22 protein-coding genes and 1 pseudogene are annotated in these 20,929 nt (G+C 60.1%); 17 read left to right on the top strand and 6 right to left on the bottom strand.

What is annotated here, in order from left to right; all coding sequences use genetic code 11:
* The first annotated feature begins 213 nt into the window (after positions 1-213).
* From rlmN to QO002_RS00755, 4 genes are all read left to right on the top strand, one after another.
* Positions 214-1,449 carry a dual-specificity RNA methyltransferase RlmN gene (rlmN, locus tag QO002_RS00770; RefSeq protein ID WP_307225719.1) on the top strand — a complete coding sequence of 412 codons (1,236 nt, stop codon included), beginning with the start codon at positions 214-216 and terminating at the stop codon, positions 1,447-1,449.
* 92 nt (positions 1,450-1,541) lie between these two features.
* The gene (locus QO002_RS00765; RefSeq protein ID WP_307225717.1) at positions 1,542-2,495 is read left to right on the top strand and encodes an ABC transporter substrate-binding protein; all 954 of its coding nucleotides are present in this window, start codon (positions 1,542-1,544) and stop codon (positions 2,493-2,495) included.
* Between the two features lie 112 nt (positions 2,496-2,607).
* Positions 2,608-3,486 carry an ABC transporter permease gene (locus tag QO002_RS00760; RefSeq protein WP_307225715.1) on the top strand — a complete coding sequence of 293 codons (879 nt, stop codon included), beginning with the start codon at positions 2,608-2,610 and terminating at the stop codon, positions 3,484-3,486.
* Complete coding sequence (locus QO002_RS00755) at positions 3,483-4,277, top strand: ABC transporter ATP-binding protein (protein ID WP_307225713.1); 795 nt, start codon at positions 3,483-3,485, stop codon at positions 4,275-4,277. Before QO002_RS00760 ends, QO002_RS00755 begins: the two co-directional genes overlap by 4 nt.
* Positions 4,278-4,312: 35 nt before the next feature.
* On the opposite strand, the gene QO002_RS00750 is transcribed toward QO002_RS00755, so the two are convergent.
* On the bottom strand, positions 4,313-4,957 hold the full coding sequence (locus QO002_RS00750; protein ID WP_307225711.1) for a LysE family translocator: 645 nt from the start codon (positions 4,955-4,957) through the stop codon (positions 4,313-4,315).
* A 331-nt stretch (positions 4,958-5,288) separates the two neighbouring features.
* On the opposite strand from QO002_RS00750, the gene ffh reads away from it, so the two are divergent.
* The 5 genes from ffh to trmD all read left to right on the top strand — a co-directional run bounded on the left by ffh (position 5,289) and on the right by trmD (position 8,959).
* On the top strand, positions 5,289-6,854 hold the full coding sequence (ffh, locus tag QO002_RS00745) for a signal recognition particle protein (protein ID WP_307225709.1): 1,566 nt from the start codon (positions 5,289-5,291) through the stop codon (positions 6,852-6,854).
* A 16-nt stretch (positions 6,855-6,870) separates the two neighbouring features.
* Positions 6,871-7,173 carry a chorismate mutase gene (locus QO002_RS00740; RefSeq protein ID WP_307225706.1) on the top strand — a complete coding sequence of 101 codons (303 nt, stop codon included), beginning with the start codon at positions 6,871-6,873 and terminating at the stop codon, positions 7,171-7,173.
* A 64-nt stretch (positions 7,174-7,237) separates the two neighbouring features.
* Complete coding sequence (gene rpsP / locus QO002_RS00735; RefSeq protein ID WP_307225704.1) at positions 7,238-7,600, top strand: 30S ribosomal protein S16; 363 nt, start codon at positions 7,238-7,240, stop codon at positions 7,598-7,600.
* A 93-nt stretch (positions 7,601-7,693) separates the two neighbouring features.
* Positions 7,694-8,257, top strand: a complete 564-nt coding sequence (gene rimM / locus QO002_RS00730) for a ribosome maturation factor RimM (protein ID WP_307225702.1) — start codon at positions 7,694-7,696, stop codon at positions 8,255-8,257.
* 9 nt (positions 8,258-8,266) lie between these two features.
* Positions 8,267-8,959 carry a tRNA (guanosine(37)-N1)-methyltransferase TrmD gene (trmD, locus tag QO002_RS00725; protein WP_307225700.1) on the top strand — a complete coding sequence of 231 codons (693 nt, stop codon included), beginning with the start codon at positions 8,267-8,269 and terminating at the stop codon, positions 8,957-8,959.
* Here trmD and QO002_RS00720 read toward each other — a convergent pair.
* Complete coding sequence (locus tag QO002_RS00720; protein WP_307225698.1) at positions 8,941-9,687, bottom strand: sulfite exporter TauE/SafE family protein; 747 nt, start codon at positions 9,685-9,687, stop codon at positions 8,941-8,943. The two genes, trmD and QO002_RS00720, sit on opposite strands and share 19 nt — an antisense overlap.
* A gap of 291 nt (positions 9,688-9,978) precedes the next feature.
* On the opposite strand from QO002_RS00720, the gene rplS reads away from it, so the two are divergent.
* Entirely contained in the window at positions 9,979-10,536 is a 558-nt protein-coding gene (gene rplS / locus QO002_RS00715; protein WP_307225696.1) for a 50S ribosomal protein L19, read from the top strand.
* 619 nt (positions 10,537-11,155) lie between these two features.
* Here the strand turns inward: rplS and QO002_RS00710 are convergent.
* Both QO002_RS00710 and QO002_RS00705 read right to left on the bottom strand, forming a co-directional pair.
* Positions 11,156-12,106, bottom strand: a complete 951-nt coding sequence (locus tag QO002_RS00710; RefSeq protein ID WP_307225694.1) for a zeta toxin family protein — start codon at positions 12,104-12,106, stop codon at positions 11,156-11,158.
* Complete coding sequence (locus tag QO002_RS00705) at positions 12,096-12,428, bottom strand: hypothetical protein (protein ID WP_307225692.1); 333 nt, start codon at positions 12,426-12,428, stop codon at positions 12,096-12,098. Before QO002_RS00705 ends, QO002_RS00710 begins: the two co-directional genes overlap by 11 nt.
* Before the next feature lie 315 nt (positions 12,429-12,743).
* Here QO002_RS00705 and QO002_RS00700 point away from each other — a divergent pair, with 315 nt between their 5' ends.
* The 5 genes and pseudogenes from QO002_RS00700 (at position 12,744) to leuC (ending at position 16,720) form a co-directional block, all read left to right on the top strand.
* Positions 12,744-13,541: a basic amino acid ABC transporter substrate-binding protein gene (locus QO002_RS00700; protein ID WP_307225690.1), complete on the top strand. Its 798-nt coding sequence runs from the start codon at positions 12,744-12,746 to the stop codon at positions 13,539-13,541.
* Positions 13,542-13,551: 10 nt separating this feature from the next.
* Entirely contained in the window at positions 13,552-14,367 is an 816-nt protein-coding gene (locus tag QO002_RS00695; protein ID WP_307225688.1) for an amino acid ABC transporter permease, read from the top strand.
* 78 nt (positions 14,368-14,445) lie between these two features.
* Positions 14,446-14,973 carry a BA14K family protein gene (locus tag QO002_RS00690; RefSeq protein WP_307225685.1) on the top strand — a complete coding sequence of 176 codons (528 nt, stop codon included), beginning with the start codon at positions 14,446-14,448 and terminating at the stop codon, positions 14,971-14,973.
* Positions 14,974-15,042: pseudogene (locus QO002_RS00685) on the top strand (BA14K family protein); the annotation flags it as partial. It abuts the gene before it with no gap.
* 268 nt (positions 15,043-15,310) lie between these two features.
* Complete coding sequence (leuC, locus tag QO002_RS00680; protein WP_307225683.1) at positions 15,311-16,720, top strand: 3-isopropylmalate dehydratase large subunit; 1,410 nt, start codon at positions 15,311-15,313, stop codon at positions 16,718-16,720.
* A gap of 67 nt (positions 16,721-16,787) precedes the next feature.
* Here leuC and QO002_RS00675 read toward each other — a convergent pair whose 3' ends face one another.
* Entirely contained in the window at positions 16,788-17,342 is a 555-nt protein-coding gene (locus QO002_RS00675) for a L,D-transpeptidase family protein (protein ID WP_307225681.1), read from the bottom strand.
* 144 nt (positions 17,343-17,486) lie between these two features.
* Here QO002_RS00675 and QO002_RS00670 point away from each other — a divergent pair, with 144 nt between their 5' ends.
* Positions 17,487-18,170, top strand: a complete 684-nt coding sequence (locus tag QO002_RS00670) for a response regulator transcription factor (protein ID WP_307225679.1) — start codon at positions 17,487-17,489, stop codon at positions 18,168-18,170.
* 15 nt (positions 18,171-18,185) lie between these two features.
* A complete protein-coding gene (locus tag QO002_RS00665) occupies positions 18,186-18,641 on the top strand; it encodes a Crp/Fnr family transcriptional regulator (protein ID WP_307225676.1) in 456 nt (151 codons plus the stop codon).
* 24 nt (positions 18,642-18,665) lie between these two features.
* Here the strand turns inward: QO002_RS00665 and QO002_RS00660 are convergent, their stop codons facing one another.
* Positions 18,666-20,786: a TonB-dependent siderophore receptor gene (locus tag QO002_RS00660; protein ID WP_307225674.1), complete on the bottom strand. Its 2,121-nt coding sequence runs from the start codon at positions 20,784-20,786 to the stop codon at positions 18,666-18,668.
* Positions 20,787-20,929: the final 143 nt, after the last annotated feature.

Raw genomic sequence — 20,929 nt, 5'->3', positions numbered from 1 at the left:
ATTTTTGATGTCATGGCGTTGCTGCAGGGCTGCCGTGAAGAGCATAAGGGTGACGCGCGGCAAAAACCGTGCTAAAGCGCCGCCAAAGACGGCTGCGAGGATCGGTTCGATCCCGGATGCGGCCATGAATTCTGATCAGCATCACGACCGCATGACTGGCGCATGAAGCGCTCGAATGCATCGTGCTTGTCTCAAGGATGGGAAATGGCTGGAATGGCTGCAACTGAAACGCTCAACCTGGAACGCCCGATCTCTACGTCCGTGCGCCCGGCTCTGCTGTCGGAGAAGCCGACGCTGATCGGCCTTTCGCGTGAGGAGATGGGCAAGGCGCTGATTGAGGTCGGCGTTGCCGAGCGTCAGGTCAAGATGCGCGTCAGCCAACTCTGGCACTGGCTCTATGTGCGCGGCGTGTCCGATTTCGATCACATGGCCAATATCTCGAAGGACATGCGCGAAATCCTGCGCCGGCATTTCACCATTGCCCGGCCGGAAATCGTCGACGAGCAGATTTCGAGCGACGGCACCCGCAAGTGGCTCTTGCGCTTTCCGCCGCGCGGTGCCGGCCGACCGGTGGAGATCGAAACCGTCTATATCCCGGAAGAAGGCCGTGGCACGCTCTGCATTTCCAGTCAGGTTGGCTGCACGCTCACCTGTTCCTTCTGCCACACCGGCACGCAGAAGCTGGTGCGCAACCTGACGGCCGAAGAAATTCTGGCGCAGCTGCTTCTGGCCCGCGATCGCCTCGGTGACTTCCCGGATCGCGACACGCCGGCCGGAGCCATCGTGCCCGCCGAAGGCCGCAAGGTCACGAACGTCGTCATGATGGGCATGGGCGAGCCGCTCTACAACTTCGAAAGCGTCAAGAAGGCGCTCTTGATCGCGACCGACGGCGACGGCCTGTCGCTGTCCAAGCGCCGCGTTACGCTCTCGACCTCCGGTATCGTGCCGGAAATCTACCGCACCGGCGAGGAAATCGGCGTCATGCTGGCGATTTCGCTGCATGCCGTGCGAGACGACCTGCGCGACATGCTGGTGCCGATCAACAAGAAGTATCCTCTGAAGGAACTGCTCGACGCCTGCCGCGCCTATCCGAGCCTGTCGAATGCGCGCCGCATCACCTTCGAATATGTGATGCTCGACGGCGTCAACGACACGCTGGCGGATGCGAAGGAATTGGTGCGCCTGCTACGGGGCATTCCCGCCAAGATCAACCTGATCCCCTTCAACCCCTGGCCGGGCACGAACTACCAGTGTTCCTCCTGGGAGCAGATCGAGAAGTTCGCCGACTTCATCAACCAGGCCGGCTATGCTTCGCCGATCCGCACGCCACGCGGCCGCGACATCCTCGCCGCCTGCGGCCAGCTGAAGTCGGAATCCGAGCGCATGCGCAAGGTCGATCGCATGGCCTTCGAAGCCATGATGATCGCCAATCATGGCGCGGACGACTGATCACGAAGTTTGATGGGACTGCGACAATTCCGCGATTGATTTAACGGGCGGGCTTTCCTAGAACGCCTAAAAAATCATCACGGAGGACATTCATGCGTTCCATTCTGCTCGCTCTTGCGGCGACCGTCGCCCTTTCCATGCCGGCTCGCGCCGATGATGTCACGGTTGCCGTGACCGCCATCGTCGAACATCCGGCGCTTGATGCCGTTCGTGACGGGGTCAAGGATGCGCTGGCGGAAGCCGGCTACAAGGAAGGCGAAAACCTCACCTTCCTCTACGAGTCGGCGCAGGGCAACTCCGCAACGGCTGCCCAGATTGCCCGCCAGTTCGCCGGCGAAGGTCCGAACGTTATTGTTCCGATCTCCACGCCCTCGGCGCAGGCTGTTGTTTCCTCCACCCGCGATATCCCCGTCGTCTTCACCGCCGTTTCCGATCCGCTCGGCGCGCAGCTGGTCACCGACATGGAAAAACCCGGTGGCAACGTCACCGGCATTTCCGATATGTCGCCGGTTGCCGAGCATGTGGCGCTAATCAAGGAAATCGTACCGTCCGCCAAGTCGATCGGCTATCTCTACAATTCCGGTGAAGCTAACTCGGTGTCACTGCTCGCGGTCTTGAAGACCGAAGCCGAAAAGGCCGGCCTGACCGTGGTCGAATCCGCGGCTACCAAGTCGGCTGAAGTGCAGGGCGCTGCCCGCGCGCTCGTCGGCCGCGCCGATGTGATCTACGTTCCGACCGACAACACGATCATTTCCGCTCTCGAAGGTGCTATTGCCGTTGCGGAGGAATCCAAGCTTCCGCTTTTCACCGCCGATACCGATTCTGTTTCGCGTGGTTCGCTCGCAGCCCTCGGCTTCAACTATCGCGACGTCGGCAAGCAGACCGGCGAAGTCGTCGTTCGCATCCTCAAGGGTGAGAACCCCGGCGATATCGCCGTTCGCGTTGCGGCGGGTTCTGATCTCGTGATCAACAAGGCTGCCGCTGCCCAGATGGGCGTGACCTTCCCGGAAAGCGTGCTGAAGCGCGCCAACCGCGTTGTAGAATAAGTTTTCCCTGCAGGGGTTGAGTGCCGCCGCCGTCTGACGGGGGCGGTTTCGTGTTATGTGATGGACAGCGTCCCGCAACTGGCGGGGCGAGATTTACGAAAGGGCGAGAGCCTTGAGTCAGATTGCCTTATGGGGTGCGGTGGAGCTGGGGCTGGTCTATGCCTTTGTTGCGCTCGGCGTTTTCCTTGCCTTCCGCGTCTTGGATTTTCCGGACCTGACGGTCGATGGTTCGTTTCCGCTGGGTGCTGCCGTGGCGGCCGTGCTGATCATTGCGGGCGTCAATCCGTGGCTTGCCTCCGGGGTCGCGATGATGGCCGGAGCTGCGGCCGGCCTGGTGACGGCGATGCTCAATGTGCGGTTTCGCATCCTCAATCTACTCGCCTCGATCCTGACAATGATCGCACTCTTCTCCGTCAACCTGCGCGTCATGGGCAAGCCGAATGTCGCGCTGATTAACGCCGATACGATGCTGAGCCCGTTTTACGGCCATGGTCTCAGGGATTTTTACGTCCGCCCGCTCTTCATCGGCGTTCTGGTGATCTTCGCCGTCATCCTCGTCTGGCGCTTCCTTGAAAGCGATGCCGGCCTTGCGATGCGCGCCACCGGCGCCAATGCCCGCATGTCGCGAGCGCAGGGCATCAACACCGACCGGCAGATCTATCTGGGTATCGCGATCTCCAACGCACTGGTCGCGCTCGGCGGCGCGCTGTTTGCCCAGACCAACGGTTTTGCCGATGTTACCTCCGGCGTCGGCACCATCGTCGTCGGCCTTGCTGCCGTCATCATCGGCGAAACGCTGCTGGGCACACGTGGCATCCTGATTGCGCTGATCGGCTGCGTCGTAGGCTCGATCCTTTACCGCATCGCCATCCAGCTGGCGCTCTCGACTGACATTCTCGGTCTGCAGGCCTCCGACCTCAATTTCGTGACGGCCGTGCTGGTGACATTTGCGCTCATCCTTCCCCGTCTTCGCCGCGGAGGTGCCGCATGATCTCGCTCAAGGATATCAAGGTCGTCTTCGGCCGCGGAACCCCGCTGCAAAAGCAGGCCCTGAACGGCGTCAACCTGACGATCGAACAAGGTTCCTTCGTCACCGTCATCGGCTCCAACGGTGCCGGCAAGTCGACGCTGCTCGGTGTTCTCGCCGGCGACGTGCTAGCCAGCGAAGGCCAGGTACTGATCGGCACGACCGATGTTACCCGCCGCACGACGGCAAGCCGCGCCGGCCTCGTCGCCCGCGTCTTTCAAGATCCGCTGACAGGAAGCTGCGGCCCGTTGTCGATCGAGGAGAACCTTGCCCTTGCCGCCCGCCGCGGCGAGCGTCGCGGACTGGTCTCTGCTCTCGGTCCTAAGCGCCGCGAGCATTTCCGCGAACGCATCGCCGATCTCAACCTTGGGCTTGAGAACCGCATGCAGGACCGGATGGACCTGCTTTCCGGCGGCCAGCGTCAGGCGGTTTCTCTGGTCATGGCGACGCTTGCGGGCTCCGAGGTTCTGTTGCTCGACGAACATACGGCGGCGCTCGATCCCGGCATGGCCGAGTTCATCATGGGTCTGACGCAGAAGATCGTCTCCGAACGAAAGCTGACGACGCTGATGGTCACGCACTCGATGCGTCAGGCGCTGGACTACGGCCATCGCACGGTGATGCTCCATGGCGGCGAGGTCGTGCTCGATGTTGCCGGAGACAGCCGGAAGGACCTGCAGGTCGAAGACCTCATCGCAATGTTCCGCAAGATGCGCGGACAGACGCTGGACGACGACGCGCTGCTGATCGGCTAGACTGTCGATATTCAGTTCAGGAGCGCATACCGATGTCAGCGGGCCTGCGTGAACAGGATTTTGACGGCAAAGATCGAGAAGACGCCGGAAAATACGTAGTCGATGGTGCGCAGTACGCTCTTGCGCTGCTGCAACCAGCCCGACAGCCAGTCGGCCGTCAGGATGACGGCGATGTTGACCGGCATTGCCGCGACGATGAAGAAGACGCCGAGGAACAGCAGTTTTTGCGTAACCGCCGGATCATGGGCGGTGACGAATTGCGGCAGGAAGGTCATGAAGAAGATGATGACCTTGGGGTTCAGAAGGTTGACCCAAAGGCCCGTCGAGATGTTGGCCAGCGGAGTAGTTCCCCCGGCATCGTTCTCCTTCTTTACCGTCAACGTCGAGCCGTAGCGGATCGCTTGCACCGCGAGCCAGAAGAGATAGGCAGCGCCACCGGTCTTCAGGATCATGAAGGCGGTCGGCGAGGCCGTGATCAGCGCCGAGATGCCGAAGGCGACAAGCAGAGTGTGCACGAGGCAGCCGAGGCTGGTGCCGACGACGACGAACATGGCGGCACCCTTGCCCTGCGACAGCGCGCGGCTGATCGAAAGCGTCATGTCCGGACCCGGTGTTGCCGCAAGCAGCAGTGTTGCTGCGGTGAAGGCGAGAAGCGTCGGGAGCGAGGGCAGGAAATCCATGGGTCAAGTCTTTCGCGGCAGCGTCGATGATGTCGGCGTGCTACCATATCTCCATGGCGGAAGCGATATCCTTGGAGTCTCCTGCAAAGGCGCAAGCCCCGCTTTCTTAGGCCGTTGGGTTGACTTTGCAGCGGCTTTCCTGTTTATGCGCGGAAATCTGCTGACAAGTGACAACTTGAAGCCGCCGACCGGGACCCGCAAAGGTATAAAGAGATCCCGGAGGTCAACACCCGACAGCGCGTTGCGCCCTCGGGTGCTTTTGACTTTGCGTCTTGTTTTCACAGTTGCGGATACCACGTTTCCGGAACCCGGAAACAAAAAGGAAGAGCCGATGTTTGAAAGTCTCCAGGACCGCCTTGGGTCAATCCTGAATGGATTGACCGGCCGTGGCGCGCTGTCGGAAGCCGATGTATCGGCTGCCCTGCGCGAGGTTCGCCGTGCGCTTCTGGAAGCCGACGTTGCGCTTGAAGTCGTCCGCTCCTTCACCGACAAGGTTCGCGAGAAGGCAGTCGGCGCCGAAATCCTGAAGTCGATCAAGCCCGGCCAGATGGTCGTCAAGCTCGTCCATGATGAGCTTGTTGCCATGCTCGGCTCGGAAGGCGTTCCGATCGATCTCAATGCTGCCGCTCCGGTCGTCATCATGATGGTCGGTCTGCAGGGTTCGGGCAAGACGACGACGACGGGCAAGATCGCCCTTCGCATGAAGACGCGGGACAAGAAGAAGGTCCTGATGGCGTCGCTCGATACGCGTCGCCCGGCAGCGCAGGAACAGCTTCGCCAGCTCGGCGCCCAGACTGGCGTCGACACGCTGCCTGTTATCGCCGGCCAGTCGCCGACCGATATCGCGGCGCGCGCCGTTCAGGCAGCAAAGCTTGGCGGCCACGACATCGTCATCCTTGATACCGCCGGCCGCACCCATATCGACGAGCCCCTCATGATCGAGATGGCCGAGATCAAGCGCCGCTCGAACCCGCATGAAATCTTGCTGGTCGCCGATGCGCTGACCGGCCAGGACGCCGTCAACCTCGCCCGCAATTTCGACGAACGCGTCGGTATCACCGGCCTCGTCTTGACCCGCATGGACGGCGATGGCCGTGGCGGTGCAGCGCTTTCGATGCGCGCCGTCACCGGCAAGCCGATCAAGCTGATCGGCGTCGGCGAAAAGATGTCGGAGCTGGAAGAATTCCATCCCCGCCGTGTCGCTGACCGTATCCTCGGCATGGGCGACATCGTCTCGCTGGTCGAGAAGGCTGCCGAAAACATCGATGCCGAGAAGGCGGCGGCCATGGCCGCCAAGATGAAGACTGGCAAGTTCGACCTGAATGATCTCGCCGATCAGTTGGGCCAGATGCAGAAGATGGGCGGCATGGGCGGCATCATGGGGATGATGCCCGGCATGTCCGGCATGAAGGACAAGATGGCCGCTGCCGGCCTCGACGACAGGCTGTTTGGCCGCCAGCTCGCGATCATCTCCTCTATGACCAAGGCTGAGCGCGCCAATCCCGATATCCTCAAGCATTCCCGCAAGAAACGCATCGCGGCCGGCTCCGGCACCGATGCGGCCGACATCAACAAGCTCCTGAAAATGCACCGCCAGATGGCCGACATGATGAAAATGATGGGCGGCAAGAAGGGTGGCGGCATGATGAAGCAGATGATGGGCGGCCTTGCCGGCAAGATGGGTCTTGGTGCCATGGGCGGCGGAATGGGCGGTATGCCCGATCTGTCGAAGATGGACCCGAAGCAGCTGGAAGCCCTGCAGAAGCAGGCCGAAGCTGCGGGCCTCGGCAAGGGAATGCCGGGCCTCGGTGGGGGCGGATTGCCCGGCCTCGGCAAGCTGCCGGGTTTGGCTGGCGGTGGTTTCCCGGGTCTGCCCGGCCTGCCGAAAAAGAAGTAAGGGACGGGGACACGGAATGATTGATCCTGCTGTGAAACAGGAACTCTCGGGCTATCGGCAATCGATCGACAACATTGATGCCGCACTGGTCCACATGCTGGCCGAACGGTTTCGCTGCACCCAGGCAGTGGGCGTCCTGAAGGCCAAATACAGTTTGCCGCCGGCCGATCCGGCGCGCGAGGAATACCAGATCGAACGCCTCCGCCATTTGGCGAAGGCTGCCAATCTGGACCCGGATTTCGCCGAGAAGTTCTTGAACTTCATCATCAAGGAAGTCATCCGGCATCATGAAGCAATCGCCGCCGATCTCAAGGATTGACGGAAAAACTGAAAATAAGACCGCTCGCAGAGCGGTTAAGACACTATCTCAAGGAGTACATGACATGGCACTGAAAATTCGTCTCGCCCGCGGTGGTTCCAAGAAGCGCCCGTTCTACCAGATCGTCGTTGCTGACGTGCGCAGCCCGCGTGACGGCCGCTTCATCGAGAAGGTCGGTTCCTGGAACCCGATGCTCGCCAAGGACGACGCAAAGCGCGTTGAGCTGAACAACGAGCGCATCCAGCATTGGATGGCAAACGGCGCGCTGCCGACCGACCGCGTTCTGCGCTTCCTCAACGAAGCCGGCCTCGCGAAGCGCGACGCCCGCTCCAACCTGACCAAGGGTCTGCCGGGCAAGAAGGCGCAGGAACGCGCTGCCGAAGCCAAGCAGAAGGCTGAAGACGCAGCAGCTGCCGCTGCTGAATAAGCAGTCACGACTGCAGGATTTCGAGACGGGCGGCGTTTTCATGCCGCCCGTTTTCGTTTATTGGCATCGCAGGTTCTCGAAGGCTGAAGGCGCATGAGCAAACTTAAAAATCCTGTCCTGATGGGGACGATCGGCGGAGCCCAGGGCTTGCGCGGCGAAGTGCGCGTCAAATCCTTCGCGGCGGAAGCCACGGCCGTCGGTGACTACGGCAATCTCTACAGCGAAGACGGCCGTGTCTTCGAAGTGCTGGAAGTGCGCGAGGCCAAGAATGTCGTGATCGTCCGTTTCCGTGGCATCAATGACCGCAATGCCGCCGAGGCGTTGAACGGCCTTGAGCTTTTCGTCGAGCGCGACAACCTGCCGGATGACGATCTCGACGAGGACGAATTCTTCTATGCCGATCTCGAAGGCCTCGAGGCACGGGATGCCGAAGGCAAAAGCTACGGCACAGTCACCGGCGTCTTCGATTTCGGCGCGGGTGATCTGCTGGAACTGAAAGGCCCGGGCCGCCGTCCGGTTCTGATCCCCTTCTCCGAATGGTCAGTGCTCGAAATCGATCTGGAAGCAGGCACGATGCTGGTCGATCCGCTTGCCGCCGGTCTTGTCGATGACAAGGACGAAGATCCTTCCGCCCAGTTCCACCCCAAGGGCAAGTAAGGCCACGCGATGAGTTTTCGCGCGACAGTTCTGACGCTTTATCCGGAGATGTTTCCCGGCCATCTCGGTCATTCTCTCTCCGGCAAGGCGCTGGAGCGCGGGCAATGGGCCGTTGATGCCGTGCAGATCAGGGATTTTGCCGAAGACAAGCACCGCACCGTCGACGATACGCCTGCTGGTGGTGGCGCCGGGATGGTGCTGAAGCCGGACGTGCTGGCGCGTGCCATCGATCATGTTTCGGCCGGTGATGAGCGGCCGCGCCTCCTGATGAGCCCGCGCGGCCGGCCGTTGACGCAGGAGCGTGTTCGCGAACTCGCTGATGGCCCCGGTGTGATCATCGTCTGCGGCCGTTTCGAGGGTGTCGACCAGCGGGTGATCGATGGGCGTGGCCTTCAGGAAGTCTCGATCGGCGACTACATCCTTTCGGGCGGCGAGCCTGCGGCGATGATCCTGCTCGATGCCATCGTGCGCATCCTGCCCGGCGTTATGGGTAATGCGCTTTCAGGCGTCTATGAAAGTTTTGAGGGTGGGCTGCTGGAACATCCGCATTACACACGCCCGCAGGTTTTCGAAGGTACCGAAATTCCAGCCGTACTGACCTCGGGCAATCATGGCGCGATTGAAAAATGGCGCCGGGGCGAGGCCGAGAAGCTGACGGCTGAACGACGTCCCGATCTGCTCAATCAGCCTGTTACGAAATAATAGACGGCGAGCAGCAACCCGACTGCGACGACGAAGCTTCTGATGATGACGAGCGGCACGCGGCGGGCGAGCCAGACGCCGGCATAGCCGCCGAGCGCCCCACCGGGGATCATCACGGCGGCATGCAGCCAGCCCACTACATTGCCGCTGGCGAAAACCACGATGGCGATGCCGGCGATCACCATGGCCAAAAAATTCTTCAGCGCATTGACACGGTGGTAGTCGCCGCCGGTCGAGAGCCCGAGTACGGCCAGCATCATGATGCCCATGCCGGCCCCGAAGAACCCGCCGTAAATGGAAGTGACGAACTGCCCGATTATGCCGCCCATCCCGATGGGAGCGCCCTCCATGTTGCGGGTCGGTCGCAGCAAGGGGCCAGCGGCGAAGATGGTGGTCGCGGCGATCAACAGCCACGGCACCATTGCCCGAAATGAAGGGTTGGAAAGCGACAGAAGAATCAGCGCGCCGGCGAGCCCGCCGATGGCGGAAATGATACCGAGCAGGATCACCTCGCGAGTATCCTTTCGGATTTCCTTCGCATACGCCAATGCAGAGGTGACGTATCCGGGGAACTGCACGATCGAGGACGTGGCATTGGCGACGATCGGCGGCAAGCCGGCAAGCGTCATCGCGCCGAAGGTCAGGAAAGTACCGCCGCCCGCAATCGCATTGACGGCGCTCGACAGGAAGCCTGCCAGAAAAAGCAGGATGGCGGTGCTGATTGTCATAAGGCTCCTCCCGAGCGATGTCAGGACATAACCTGCCAGGGTTGGGGCGGCAAGCCTTGAGAAAGCGGCAATTCAGCCCTGTCCGACGCCAGAAAATATGGCCTCGGGGGTGACAAGTGCCGGCATATGGTGTATTCGCGCGTCCGGCTCGGGACTCTCCCGTCGACCGGAAACCAAAGAATAGTGAATTCGCTCCTGCCTCCTTTCCGAGGAGGCAACACTTGGCGGCATGCCCAAAAAGTCAAAAATGAGCGCTCTGGCTGTTTTAGAAAAACTTGAGAAGGTTAGACAATGAACATCATCCAGCAGCTCGAGGCCGAACAGGCCGCCAAGATCGAAGCCAAGCGTACCCTGCCGGAATTTTCCGCTGGCGACACGCTGCGCGTCAACGTCCGCGTGACGGAAGGTACCCGTACCCGCGTACAGGCCTATGAAGGCGTTTGCATCGCCCGTTCCGGCGGCGGCATCAATGAAAGCTTCACCGTTCGCAAGATTTCCTACGGCGAAGGCGTCGAGCGCGTATTCCCGGTTTACTCGCCGCTCGTCGAAAGCGTCGAAGTCGTTCGCCGCGGTAAGGTCCGTCGCGCCAAGCTCTACTACCTGCGCGATCGCCGCGGCAAGTCGGCTCGTATCGTCGAAGACACCGGCGTTCGCGCCCGCAAGCTGAACGACGCCGAGCGTCAGGCCGTTGCCGAAGAAAAGGCACGTCTGGAAGCTGAAAAGGTTGCAGCAGCCCAGGCTCTGGCCGCCGAAAAGGCAGCCGCCGAAGCCGCAGCAGCAGAAGCTGCAGCAGCCAAGGCCGCTGAAGAAGCGGCAGCAGCTGCCGCAGCAGAACCGGCAGCGGAATAAGTTTTGGACGATAGCTGAACCCTCTGGTTTGGCCGTTCACATCACTATCGATCGCCGGAGATGATCCGGCGATCGATTTGCAGGTCGCAACAATACGTCAAGCGCGCAGAGCCGTCGCACACGTTTGCGAGACATGCTCCATATTCTCCGGTTTCCACTTTTCCCTGACAAACTCTAGCGGCCGAAGTCTCGCTGACGGTTGTCCAGCGCGGGACGCACCGGTTTGGGGCGTATCGCTCGAGTGGCGTCGGGTGTCAGGTTGTAAGGCGCCTGCAGCCTGGAAGTGTTTTCGTTATCCAGTTGATCACGCTTATCCTTTACTCCGCGTGAAGCAACGTTCGGATCCGCTTCCGGTGTCTGAGAGGGGGCCTTTTCAGTTTGCCGGCGTGCAGCGGCGTATTTTTCACTGACCGCCGCAATCAATCTCCCGCCATACGCTCTTATTCGAGAGTGCTTCGCCTGGCCGGCGTCGGATATCGGGCCTTCCAGCATTCGGGACGGTTCGTTTTTAATCTGCCGGTGCGCATTAACGGCTGCATATTTTTACTCGCTGCCGTAATCAATGTCTCGCCATACGCTTTTATTCGATTATCGAACTCGTCCGACCTGCCAAACTGCCTTACTGAACTGTCTCGGGTAAAACCAGATCATTTTCGACAATGACCCGACTGCCGGGTCTTTCAACGGCATATCTCATCTCGTCCCGGTAGTCTTTCAACGGCAAACTTCTCAGGTAGGGGTCAGATTTCATGTGGCGGCTTTTCACGATCCGCTTCCAGGTCTTGTTCATTTCGGCAGCTTCGCTACCGCCAATCGCTCTGTGCCTCGAGGAAAGCAGAGCCTCAAGCGCAACCGGAGCATTCTTCCAGGCGATCCTTCCGTCCCTTCGCCGGATCAACTCGTTGTCGTGCAGGACCGTTCCATCCCGTTGCTTGATCACGATACGATCAAATTGCTTTTGTTGTTCGGTATCAAAAACAACCCGAGCCCAGCCGGCATAGGCTTCATCATGCGTGCTGCGCGAAACGACCACATTCGTGCCGATATGGCCATCATCACGTAGCGCCTTCTCAACGCGGCCGAACACACCCGTCAAGCTTTGACTGCGCGGCGTGGCAATAACATGCAGTTCAGTACGATATCCCTGCCTTCGGTAGAAAGCGCTGTCTTCCGCAACGTCAAGCGGAGGAGCACGCTCCAGGATAATGTGCGCTTTCATTTTACGTGCTCGGCTCGCAAGCGCGGCACCAAAAGAACCCGCGCCGGCTTCGCGTGCATACTTGAAAGCATCGGCAGGCATGACGCGCGCCAGTTTATCGTAGCCACGGACCCAGGCAGCGCCGTTGTCAGGAATGATTTTCTGCGTCGTACCCGATAGTTCGGTTTCCGCTTGCCAGATCGTCGTGCTCTTGCCACTGCCCTGTGCGCCTCCAACCATGACGAAGGTCGGATCTCTGTTGGGAGGTCCGGTGGCGTCAAAGTCCCGTACGACCCTCTTTTCAAAGACATTTTTCATCTCCCCCGGAGACATCCTGAGCGGACCGGTGGATTGTACATGGTCAAAGTTCATCGGAGAGCCCCCCGATGGCAGCGACAAGGGCGTCAACCCGTTCATTGAGCCTGGTCATGTCTTCCAGCAACGCTGCAGCACGGACAGCATTGCCCCCCATGGTCGAAAGCGCTTCGGCGAGATCGCTGTTCTGCTTGTCAATTTCGGGCCATAGGGAATTGGCTGTGACGGCATCCCCGTGAGGGCCATATTCAAGATCGATCAAACGGGATGTCAGCACGAGAAAGCGGTGATGCGCATCGTTGACGATCTGAAAGGCCTGCTCATCCGCATACCGGCCACCGAGGCCGAGTTCCCTGCCGAAACGCTGGTCAATCGACATTCCACCCTCCTGAGCTAGGCGCGTTCAGAGTGGACCATCTGGTTAGGTTTTCAATCGGGCGGGATTTATATACCGCCATACCGCAAACGCATACTTCGGACGGCTTGCATCCTAGCGCTTTTGAAACCTGCCGTGCGAAGTCGATTTCTCCGATCTCGACCAGGGAAGCCGGTCCATGAAGCAGCGAGCTCCCAAGCTTGCGGGCGGGCTTGCGGAAAAGCATTTTCCTTGGCCAGTACCCAACCGGCAAAAGCGCCCTTGCCAGCGCCTTCGAAGATGTGACAGTTTCCGGCTGCCACAATTCAGGAGTTCTCCATGCTTTCCCGCCGCATTGTTCTCGCCGGGCTGACCGCCCTCGTTCTTTCGCCCCTAGCGACATTTGCCGCAGATCTGCCGGATCTCGGTGGAAAGACTGTCGTTGTCGTGACCGAGAACGCCTACCCACCGCTGCAGTTCGTCGATCCGAAGAGCGGCCAGGCGATCGGCTGGGAATATGACGCGATGACCGAAATCGCCAAGCGGCTGAACTTCAAGCTGGAAATCCAGAACACCAGCTGGGATGCGATGATCCAGGCGGTTTCGGACGGTCAGTATGACATCGGCATGACCGGCATCACCATCAAGGACGATCGCAAGGAGAAGGTCGATTTCTCCGACCCCTATATGCGGTCGCAGCAATTCATGCTGGTGCGCGGCGATGAGAGCCGCTTTACCGACGCCAAGAGCTTCGCCGCGGTCGAGGATGGCCTTGTCGGCGCTCAGCCCGGCACGTCGCCGTTCTACACCGCCGTTTATGAAATCCTCGATGGCAACGAGCAGAACCCGCGTATCAAGCTGTTCGAGACCTTTGGCGCGACCGTGCAGGCGCTCAAGGCAGGCGATGTCGATACGGTCTTGACCGACAGCGTGGCCGCCGAAGGCTATGTCGATGCCTCCGGCGGCGGCCTCAAGGTCGTCGGCGGTCCGCTCGGCACGGAAGATTTCGGCTTCATCTTCAAGAAGGGCTCCGATCTTGTCGCGCCCGTCAACGCTGCGATCGCCGCCTTGAAGGCCGATGGCACGCTCGACAAGCTGAACCAGAAGTGGTTCGTCGATTACAAGATGGGCCAATGATCGTCCTGACATGACGCCTGCTCCTTCACACTCTGAAAAGGGCGACTATCCCTGGTGGCTGGTCGCCCTTGCCGTGATCGCGGCTGGCATCGCCGTGGTCATTATTACCAATGATCTCTATTCGCAGGTCTTCAAGGTCGCCGCCGCCGGGATCGGTGTCACCGTCTTCGTCACCCTCGTCGGGTTTGTGCTTGCGACCGTGCTCGGTCTTGCCGCGGCATTGATGGCGCTGAGCGAAAGCAAGCTGCTGCGGCAGGTTGCGCGGTTCTATACCGAGGTGATCCGCGGCGTTCCGATCCTGGTGCTGCTTTTCTATATCGCCTTTGTCGGAGCGCCTGGCCTTGTCTGGCTGATCAATGCCATCTGCTCGCCGCTCATATCGTCTGGCGTGATGGAGCCGATGCTGGTGCGCGACCTATCGCTGATGTGGCGGGCGATCCTTGCGCTGATGATCGGCTATTCGGCTTTCATCGCCGAGGTTTTTCGCGCCGGCATCCAGTCGGTCGACAAGGGACAGGTGGAAGCGGCCAAGGCACTTGGGCTGTCACGATACCAGCGGTTTCGGCTCGTTATCTTTCCGCAGGCGGTCCGCGTCATCCTGCCGCCGCTCGGCAATGATTTCGTTGCCATGGTCAAGGATTCATCCCTTGTCTCGGTGCTCGGCGTCGCCGATATCACCCAGATGGGGAAGGTCTATGCGTCCGGCTCGTTCCGCTTCTTCGAAACCTATTCGATTGTTGCCTATATCTATCTCTTCCTGACGATCGGGCTGTCGCTGGCTTTGAGGGCACTGGAGCAGCGTTTGCGGAGAAACACGCTCAAGTAGCCTTTTTTGTCAAAATCCAGGGAACCAGTTCACGGCTTCGGCATTCATCCTCCCAACGGGATAACCGGGAGATGACTGATGAAATCCGCTTTTCTGCTTCTTTCGGGTACAGCGTTTGCCGCGCTGTCCTTCCTGTCCGTTACCTATGCGGCATCAACCTTCATCGACGATGATGAGCCGCACGCGTTTCGTCATATCGGCGAGCCGCTTTGGAAATCCGAGCCGACCTACCTCGACCGGGGTAACATGACGCTGAGCCAGGTCGAGGCGCGGTTCGGCCGTAACCCGACCAGTCCGGCGGATGCGGTCGTTGCAGACGCCAGCGCAGATACTGGTGGCGCCACGCAGATTTCGACAATCATTGCCACCGCAGCAAACCCAGCCCATACCGACTGGTGCATGGCGCGGTATCGCTCGTATCAGCCCAGTGACAACACCTACCAACCCTATGGCAGCCCACGCCGCACATGCGAATCTCCCTATGGCGGCGCGTCCGCAGGTGTCGAGGCCGTAGAGGCGCCAGAAGCTATCACCTATCAGGTTGAAGCGCAGGAGGCAGCGGAACTCGACGCCAACACCTGGTGCAGGCTGCAGTATCGCTCCTAACGCGCATCTGACAACACCTACCAGCCGTTCTCGGGGCCGCGGCGGGTCTGTGTGGCGCACTCCTATTGATCCTGACGGGAGCGCACGTCGCTTCCGGACCGTATTGCCGAAACCCTCGGAAATTGCTATATCGCGCTCATGGAATCCAAATTCGGATGTTACGAGCGGAAAATCGTCGTGCTGCAGGACCACAAGCGTCTGCCGGCACGGTTTTTTGCGTGCGTTTTCGGCGCCCTTAGCAGCCGACTTATCTGACCGTCGGGGTGAACCCGACCGGCTGCCGGTGCCTCTTGCCGGAGATTTTCCTGATCTTTTTCTTCACATCGGATGCAAAGCCATGAGCGCACCACGGACCCTCTACGACAAAATCTGGGACGATCACGTCGTCAATCAGCAGGAAGACGGAACCTGTCTTCTCTATATCGATCGCCATCTCGTTCACGAAGTGACGAGCCCGCAGGCGTTCGAAGGCCTGCGCATGGCGAACCGCCAGGTGCGTGCTCCGCAAAAGACGCTTGCCGTCGTCGATCACAACGTGCCGACCTCGCCGGATCGCCATCTCGGCATCAAGAACGAGGAAAGCCGCATCCAAGTCGAGGCGCTTGCTCAGAACGCGGCTGAGTTCGGCGTCGAATATTATTCGGCCAGCGACAAGCGCCAGGGCATCGTCCACATCGTCGGGCCGGAGCAGGGCTTTACCCTGCCGGGCATGACAATCGTCTGCGGCGATAGCCACACGTCCACGCACGGCGCGTTCGGCGCGCTGGCGCATGGTATCGGCACGTCCGAGGTCGAACATGTGCTCGCGACCCAGACGCTGATCCAGAAGAAGGCCAAGAACATGCTGGTGCGTGTCGATGGCCAACTGCCGGAAGGCGTTACCGCCAAGGACATCATCCTTGCCATTATCGGCGAGATCGGCACGGCCGGTGGCACCGGCCACGTCATCGAATTTGCCGGCGAAGCCATCCGCTCGCTGTCGATGGAAGGCCGGATGACCATCTGCAACATGACGATTGAAGGTGGCGCCCGCGCGGGCCTGATCGCGCCGGATGAAAAGACCTTCGAATATATCAAGGGCAAGCCGCGAGCGCCGCAGGGCGAAGCCCTTGAGCAGGCGGTTTCCTACTGGAAGACGCTCAACACCGAAGAAGGCGCGCATTTCGACCGCGTCGTCGTCCTCGACGCGTCCAAGCTGCCGCCGATCGTTTCCTGGGGCTCCTCGCCGGAAGACGTAATCTCCGTTCAGGGCATCGTTCCAAACCCGGACGAGATTCAGGACGAGAACAAGCGCGCCTCCAAGTGGCGGGCGCTGGATTATATGGGCCTGAAGCCGGGCACCAAGATCACCGACATCGCGGTTGATCGTGTGTTCATCGGTTCCTGCACAAACGGCCGCATCGAAGACCTGCGTGAAGTCGCCAAGGTGGTAGAGGGCAAGACTGTTGCGTCCACCGTCTCTGCCATGATCGTGCCGGGTTCCGGTCTCGTGAAGGAGCAGGCGGAAGCCGAAGGTCTTGATGTGATCTTCAAGGCGGCCGGCTTTGACTGGCGTGAGCCGGGCTGCTCGATGTGCCTTGCCATGAACGACGACCGCCTGAAGCCGGGCGAGCGTTGCGCCTCGACTTCGAACCGCAACTTCGAAGGCCGTCAGGGCTTCAAGGGCCGTACGCATCTCGTGTCGCCCGCCATGGCTGCGGCTGCTGCCGTCTCGGGTCACTTCGTCGATATTCGCGATTGGCAGTAAGTATCTTGCTTCCCCGCCGCACGATGCGGCTCTTTTTGGGGCGCGCTTGGCGCCCCTTTTTATTGAGTCACGGCAGCACGCGCAAAATCGTATCCCGTCCGAGGAAAGCGAGAAGTCGTTGCATCGCAGGCAGGCTGATGGCCACGCAACCTTCCGTTGGCGGATAGCCGGGTTTGGCGATATGGAAGAAAATGGCCGAGCCGCCGAAACGCTTCCGTTGGCGCAAGTTCCAGTCCATGATGATGCAGATATCGTAGAGGCCGTCCTCGCGGCGCATCTTTTCGTGACTTGGCCTGAAGGGTGCCGATACCGGGCGATTGTAGAGCGCGTGGCGCGGTTCGTCGCACCAGAGCAGATCCTGCGGCGTGAAACGAAGCGGCAGCCGGGTGTGCAGCTTGGCCATGCGCGTGTCGTGTCTGACATAGCCGCCCACCAGCCGCATGGATGCGATCGGCGTTGCGCCATCGCCTTCGCGCTTGCGCGATGACATGCCACCGCGGCCTATGGCGGCTTCTTCGGTACGGCCGGCGAAGGCAAGAAGAGCGCGAGTTGGATGGCCTGGTTTGCGGCGTACGGTGATCGTTCGGGCAGGTCGCGGAAGAGGACTGACTTTGACGCGCATTTTACTCACAGATTTTTGCGTTGCCCGTGATAGCAAAGCTCACCATAGCACGTCACATGATGTAACAAACGGGTGAAGGCTACCATTGCTTGCCAAATGCAGCAGGTGAGCTAGTTTCAGACCGGAAGCAACAGGAGCATCGGCATGTCGGCTCGTACCATTCTTCTCGTCGATGATGATAACGATCTGCGTGAAACGCTGGTCGAGCAGCTTTCGCTCTATGATGAGTTCACCATCCTTCAGGAGCCGACGGCGACCAAGGGCATGCAGACGGCGCGCAGCCAGCCTGTGGCGCTGTTGGTGATGGACGTCGGCCTGCCGGACATGGACGGTCGCGAGGCGGTGAAACTGCTGCGAAAGGGCGGGTTCAAGTCGCCGATCATCATGCTGACCGGCCATGATACCGATTCGGATACGATCCTGGGTCTTGAGGCCGGGGCTAATGATTATGTGACCAAGCCCTTCCGCTTTGCCGTGCTGCTCGCCCGCATCCGCGCCCAGCTGCGCCAGCATGAGCAGAGCGAGGATGCGACCTTCACGGTCGGCCCCTACACCTTCAAGCCGGGGCAGAAGCTGCTCACGCTCGAAAACGGCCAGAAGATCCGGCTCACGGAAAAGGAAGCGGCGATCATCCGTTACCTCTACCGGGCGGACCAGAAGGTCGTTACGCGTGATGTCCTGCTCGAGGAAGTCTGGGGCTACAATTCCGGCGTCACTACCCATACGCTCGAAACCCACGTTTATCGTCTGCGCCAGAAAATCGAACGCGACCCTTCCAATGCGGAGATTTTGGTGACAGAGAATGGTGGCTACAAGATCGTACCGTAATACAAGGGTTGTCGCTTGGCGCTCAATGACGATATCGCGCTTCTGTCTCTCGTGCCGCTCTTCGCGGAGATCGATGAAGACAAGCTGCGTTTGATCGCTTTTGGCGCCGAGCGCCGTCGGTTGAGCCGAGGCCAGCAGCTCTTTCGCGAGGGTGCGCCGGCCGATTGCGCCTTTGCTATTGCGAGTGGCTCGTTTTCCCTGTCTCGCACATTGGTTGATGGCTCGGCGGCCGTCTTCGACACAGTCGGCCCTGGTACGCTGCTTTCAGAACTGGCGATGATTTCGCTGGTCGAGCGAAAGTTCACGGCGACGGCGGAGGAAGACAGCGAAGTCATCCGCATCAACCGCCCGCTGTTTCGCCGCATGCTGGAAGAATACCCGGAGGTTGCGGCGGTGGTCGAGGCTCGCATTCGCGAAAGCCTCCAGTCGATGATCCGCAAGATGGAGCGCCTGGCGCCGAAATTCGCGTGAACTCCGGCGCCAGCTTTCAGTCTTTTACCACTTGTACTTCAACGAACCGATGACCGTGCGGCTCTGCCCGATGTAGCAGTACCCGTCGGTGCAGACCTGCTCGCGCCTGTCGGCAAGATTGGTTGCGCTGATGGCAAGAGACAGACCCTGCAATTCCGGAGATTTCACGCCGAAATCGTAAGAGAGTGATGCGTCAAAATAAAAGGCGCCAGGATTTTTATCCGTATTGGCATCGCTGGTGAACGATCCGCTCGTTGCGCGGATGCCGCCGCCGATGCTGACGCCGGTCAACGCCGTGTCGTCGGGCATCAGGTAGTTGACCCAAAGGGAAGCGACGTGGCGGGGCACCGTCGAAGGCGTGTTGCCGATCAAAGCAGGATCGATGTTGTCGGTGATCTCAGCGTCGGCATAGGTGTACGCAGCAATCAGGCTGATACCGTTGTCGAACTCTGTTCGGCCTTCGAGTTCGAAGCCGGTATAGGTATTCTCGCCCGAATTTTCGGAGAAGAGGAAGCTGGGGTCGTATTGCGGCTTGCCGGTTTCAACCAATCGGTAGACGGCGCCACTCAGCGAGTAGTTCTCGCCTTCGGGTTGATATTTGATACCCGCCTCGATCTGGCGACCCTTGGTTGGGTCAAGAACCGTGCCGTCGGCCGAAAGCGCGGTAGACGGTACGAAGGACGTGCCGTAGCTCACATAGGGCGCAATGCCGTTGTCGAAGAGATACAGCAGGCCGGCTTGGCCGGACAGCACGCCATCATCCTTGGTGTCGGTCGAGCCGGAACCCTTGACGGTGGATTCCTGACGCGCCCAGTCGTAGCGCAGGCCGCCCACGAAGCGCCAGTTGCCGAGTTCCATCTGGTCCTGGGCATAAAGGCCGGTCTGGTTCAGGTCGCTGCCAGTAAAGTAGTCGAGCGTCGGTATCGCTGCGTTGGCGGCGCTACCGGGCAGTATGGAGGCAGAACCCATGGCGAAATCAGACGTCACCCAGGTATAGTCGAGACCTGTGAGCAGGGTATGGGAGATGGCACCGGTATCGAACTTGGCTTCGAGCTGGTTGTCGATCTGGTAGGTGCGCATCGAGTCTGTGACGGCAGTCGTCGGCCAACTACCGTCCGGATTGGTGAAGACGCGATTGAGATAATGGGCTTTGAGATCGACGTCGCCCGCACGGGCGTTCTGGCGGAAGGTCAGACCGTTGTCGAATTCATGTTCGAGCTGGTAGCCGAGCTGATACTGCTCCACCTTCTGGCTGTTGTAGTCCGGATCCGTGTAGAGATAGATGTTTCCATCACGCTCGAAGCTCCAGGCGCTTGCTGCGGTTTCGCCCTTCTGGGCAAGACCGTAGATCGTGAACGTTGTGCTGTCGTCCGGCTTCCAGGTGAAGGATGGCTGCAGGAGATAGCGGTCGTCTGCGATGTCGTAGCTGCCTTCGCCGTCGCGGGCGAGACCGACGACCCGGTAGAACATCTCGTCATTGATCGGCCCGCCAAAGTCGAAGGCAGCCTGCTTGCGGCCGATCGTTCCATATTGCAGCTCGATTTCCCGATGGGTCTCTTCGAGCGGCAGCTTGGAAATACGGTTGACGATGCCGGCAGCACTTGCCGCGCCGTATATGACCGATACCGGACCTTTGAGGATTTCAATGCGGTCGAGCGTGTAAACTTCCGTTGCGAATGAACCATAGGTCATGATCGGCTGGCGAAGACCGTCGCGGAAGTCGCCGGTGGTGGTGGTTTCAATGCCGCGGATGTAGATCTGGTCGAAGCGCGGATCGTAGCCAAAGGCGCCCGTGGTGACGCCGGATGAATAGCGGGCCGCCTGGATCATGTCGGTCGCGCCGCGCTCTTCGATCTCCTTTCGGGTAACGACGGAAACGGCGCGCGGCGTTTCGATAAGCGGGGTATCGGTCTTCAAGGCCGAGATGGCGCGGGTCGGTACGACAGTGTCATTGTCTTCGCTGATTGTCTGGGCTTCGCCGTTGCCGTCGCCGTTCACGCGCAAAGTCTCGAGCCTGGTCGTCTGATCGTCCGCGTCTTGCGCAAAGCCAAGCGACGGCAGAACAAGAGCCGCCATGATGCCGAACAGCATCGTGGAGCTGCGTAAGGCGCGGGAGGTTGGAGAATTGAGAAGAATAAGTGGCATCGTCCGGCCCCTTCAAGACAAGCGAAAACCCTCCGGCTTCAGCCAGAGCGGAAAATCTGAAAATTAATGGAACAGCAGCAACGTGCCGCCGGGCGAGGTCCCCGCCGCCGAAGCAACCAATAAAAGGTTAAGCGCGGCAGATC

Origin of the sequence: Pararhizobium capsulatum DSM 1112 (assembly GCF_030814475.1) — a bacterium.
Lineage (GTDB): Bacteria > Pseudomonadota > Alphaproteobacteria > Rhizobiales > Rhizobiaceae > Pararhizobium > Pararhizobium capsulatum.
Note: the sequence above shows the minus strand (reverse complement) of the source record. Positions and strands in the feature narration are given on the sequence as shown.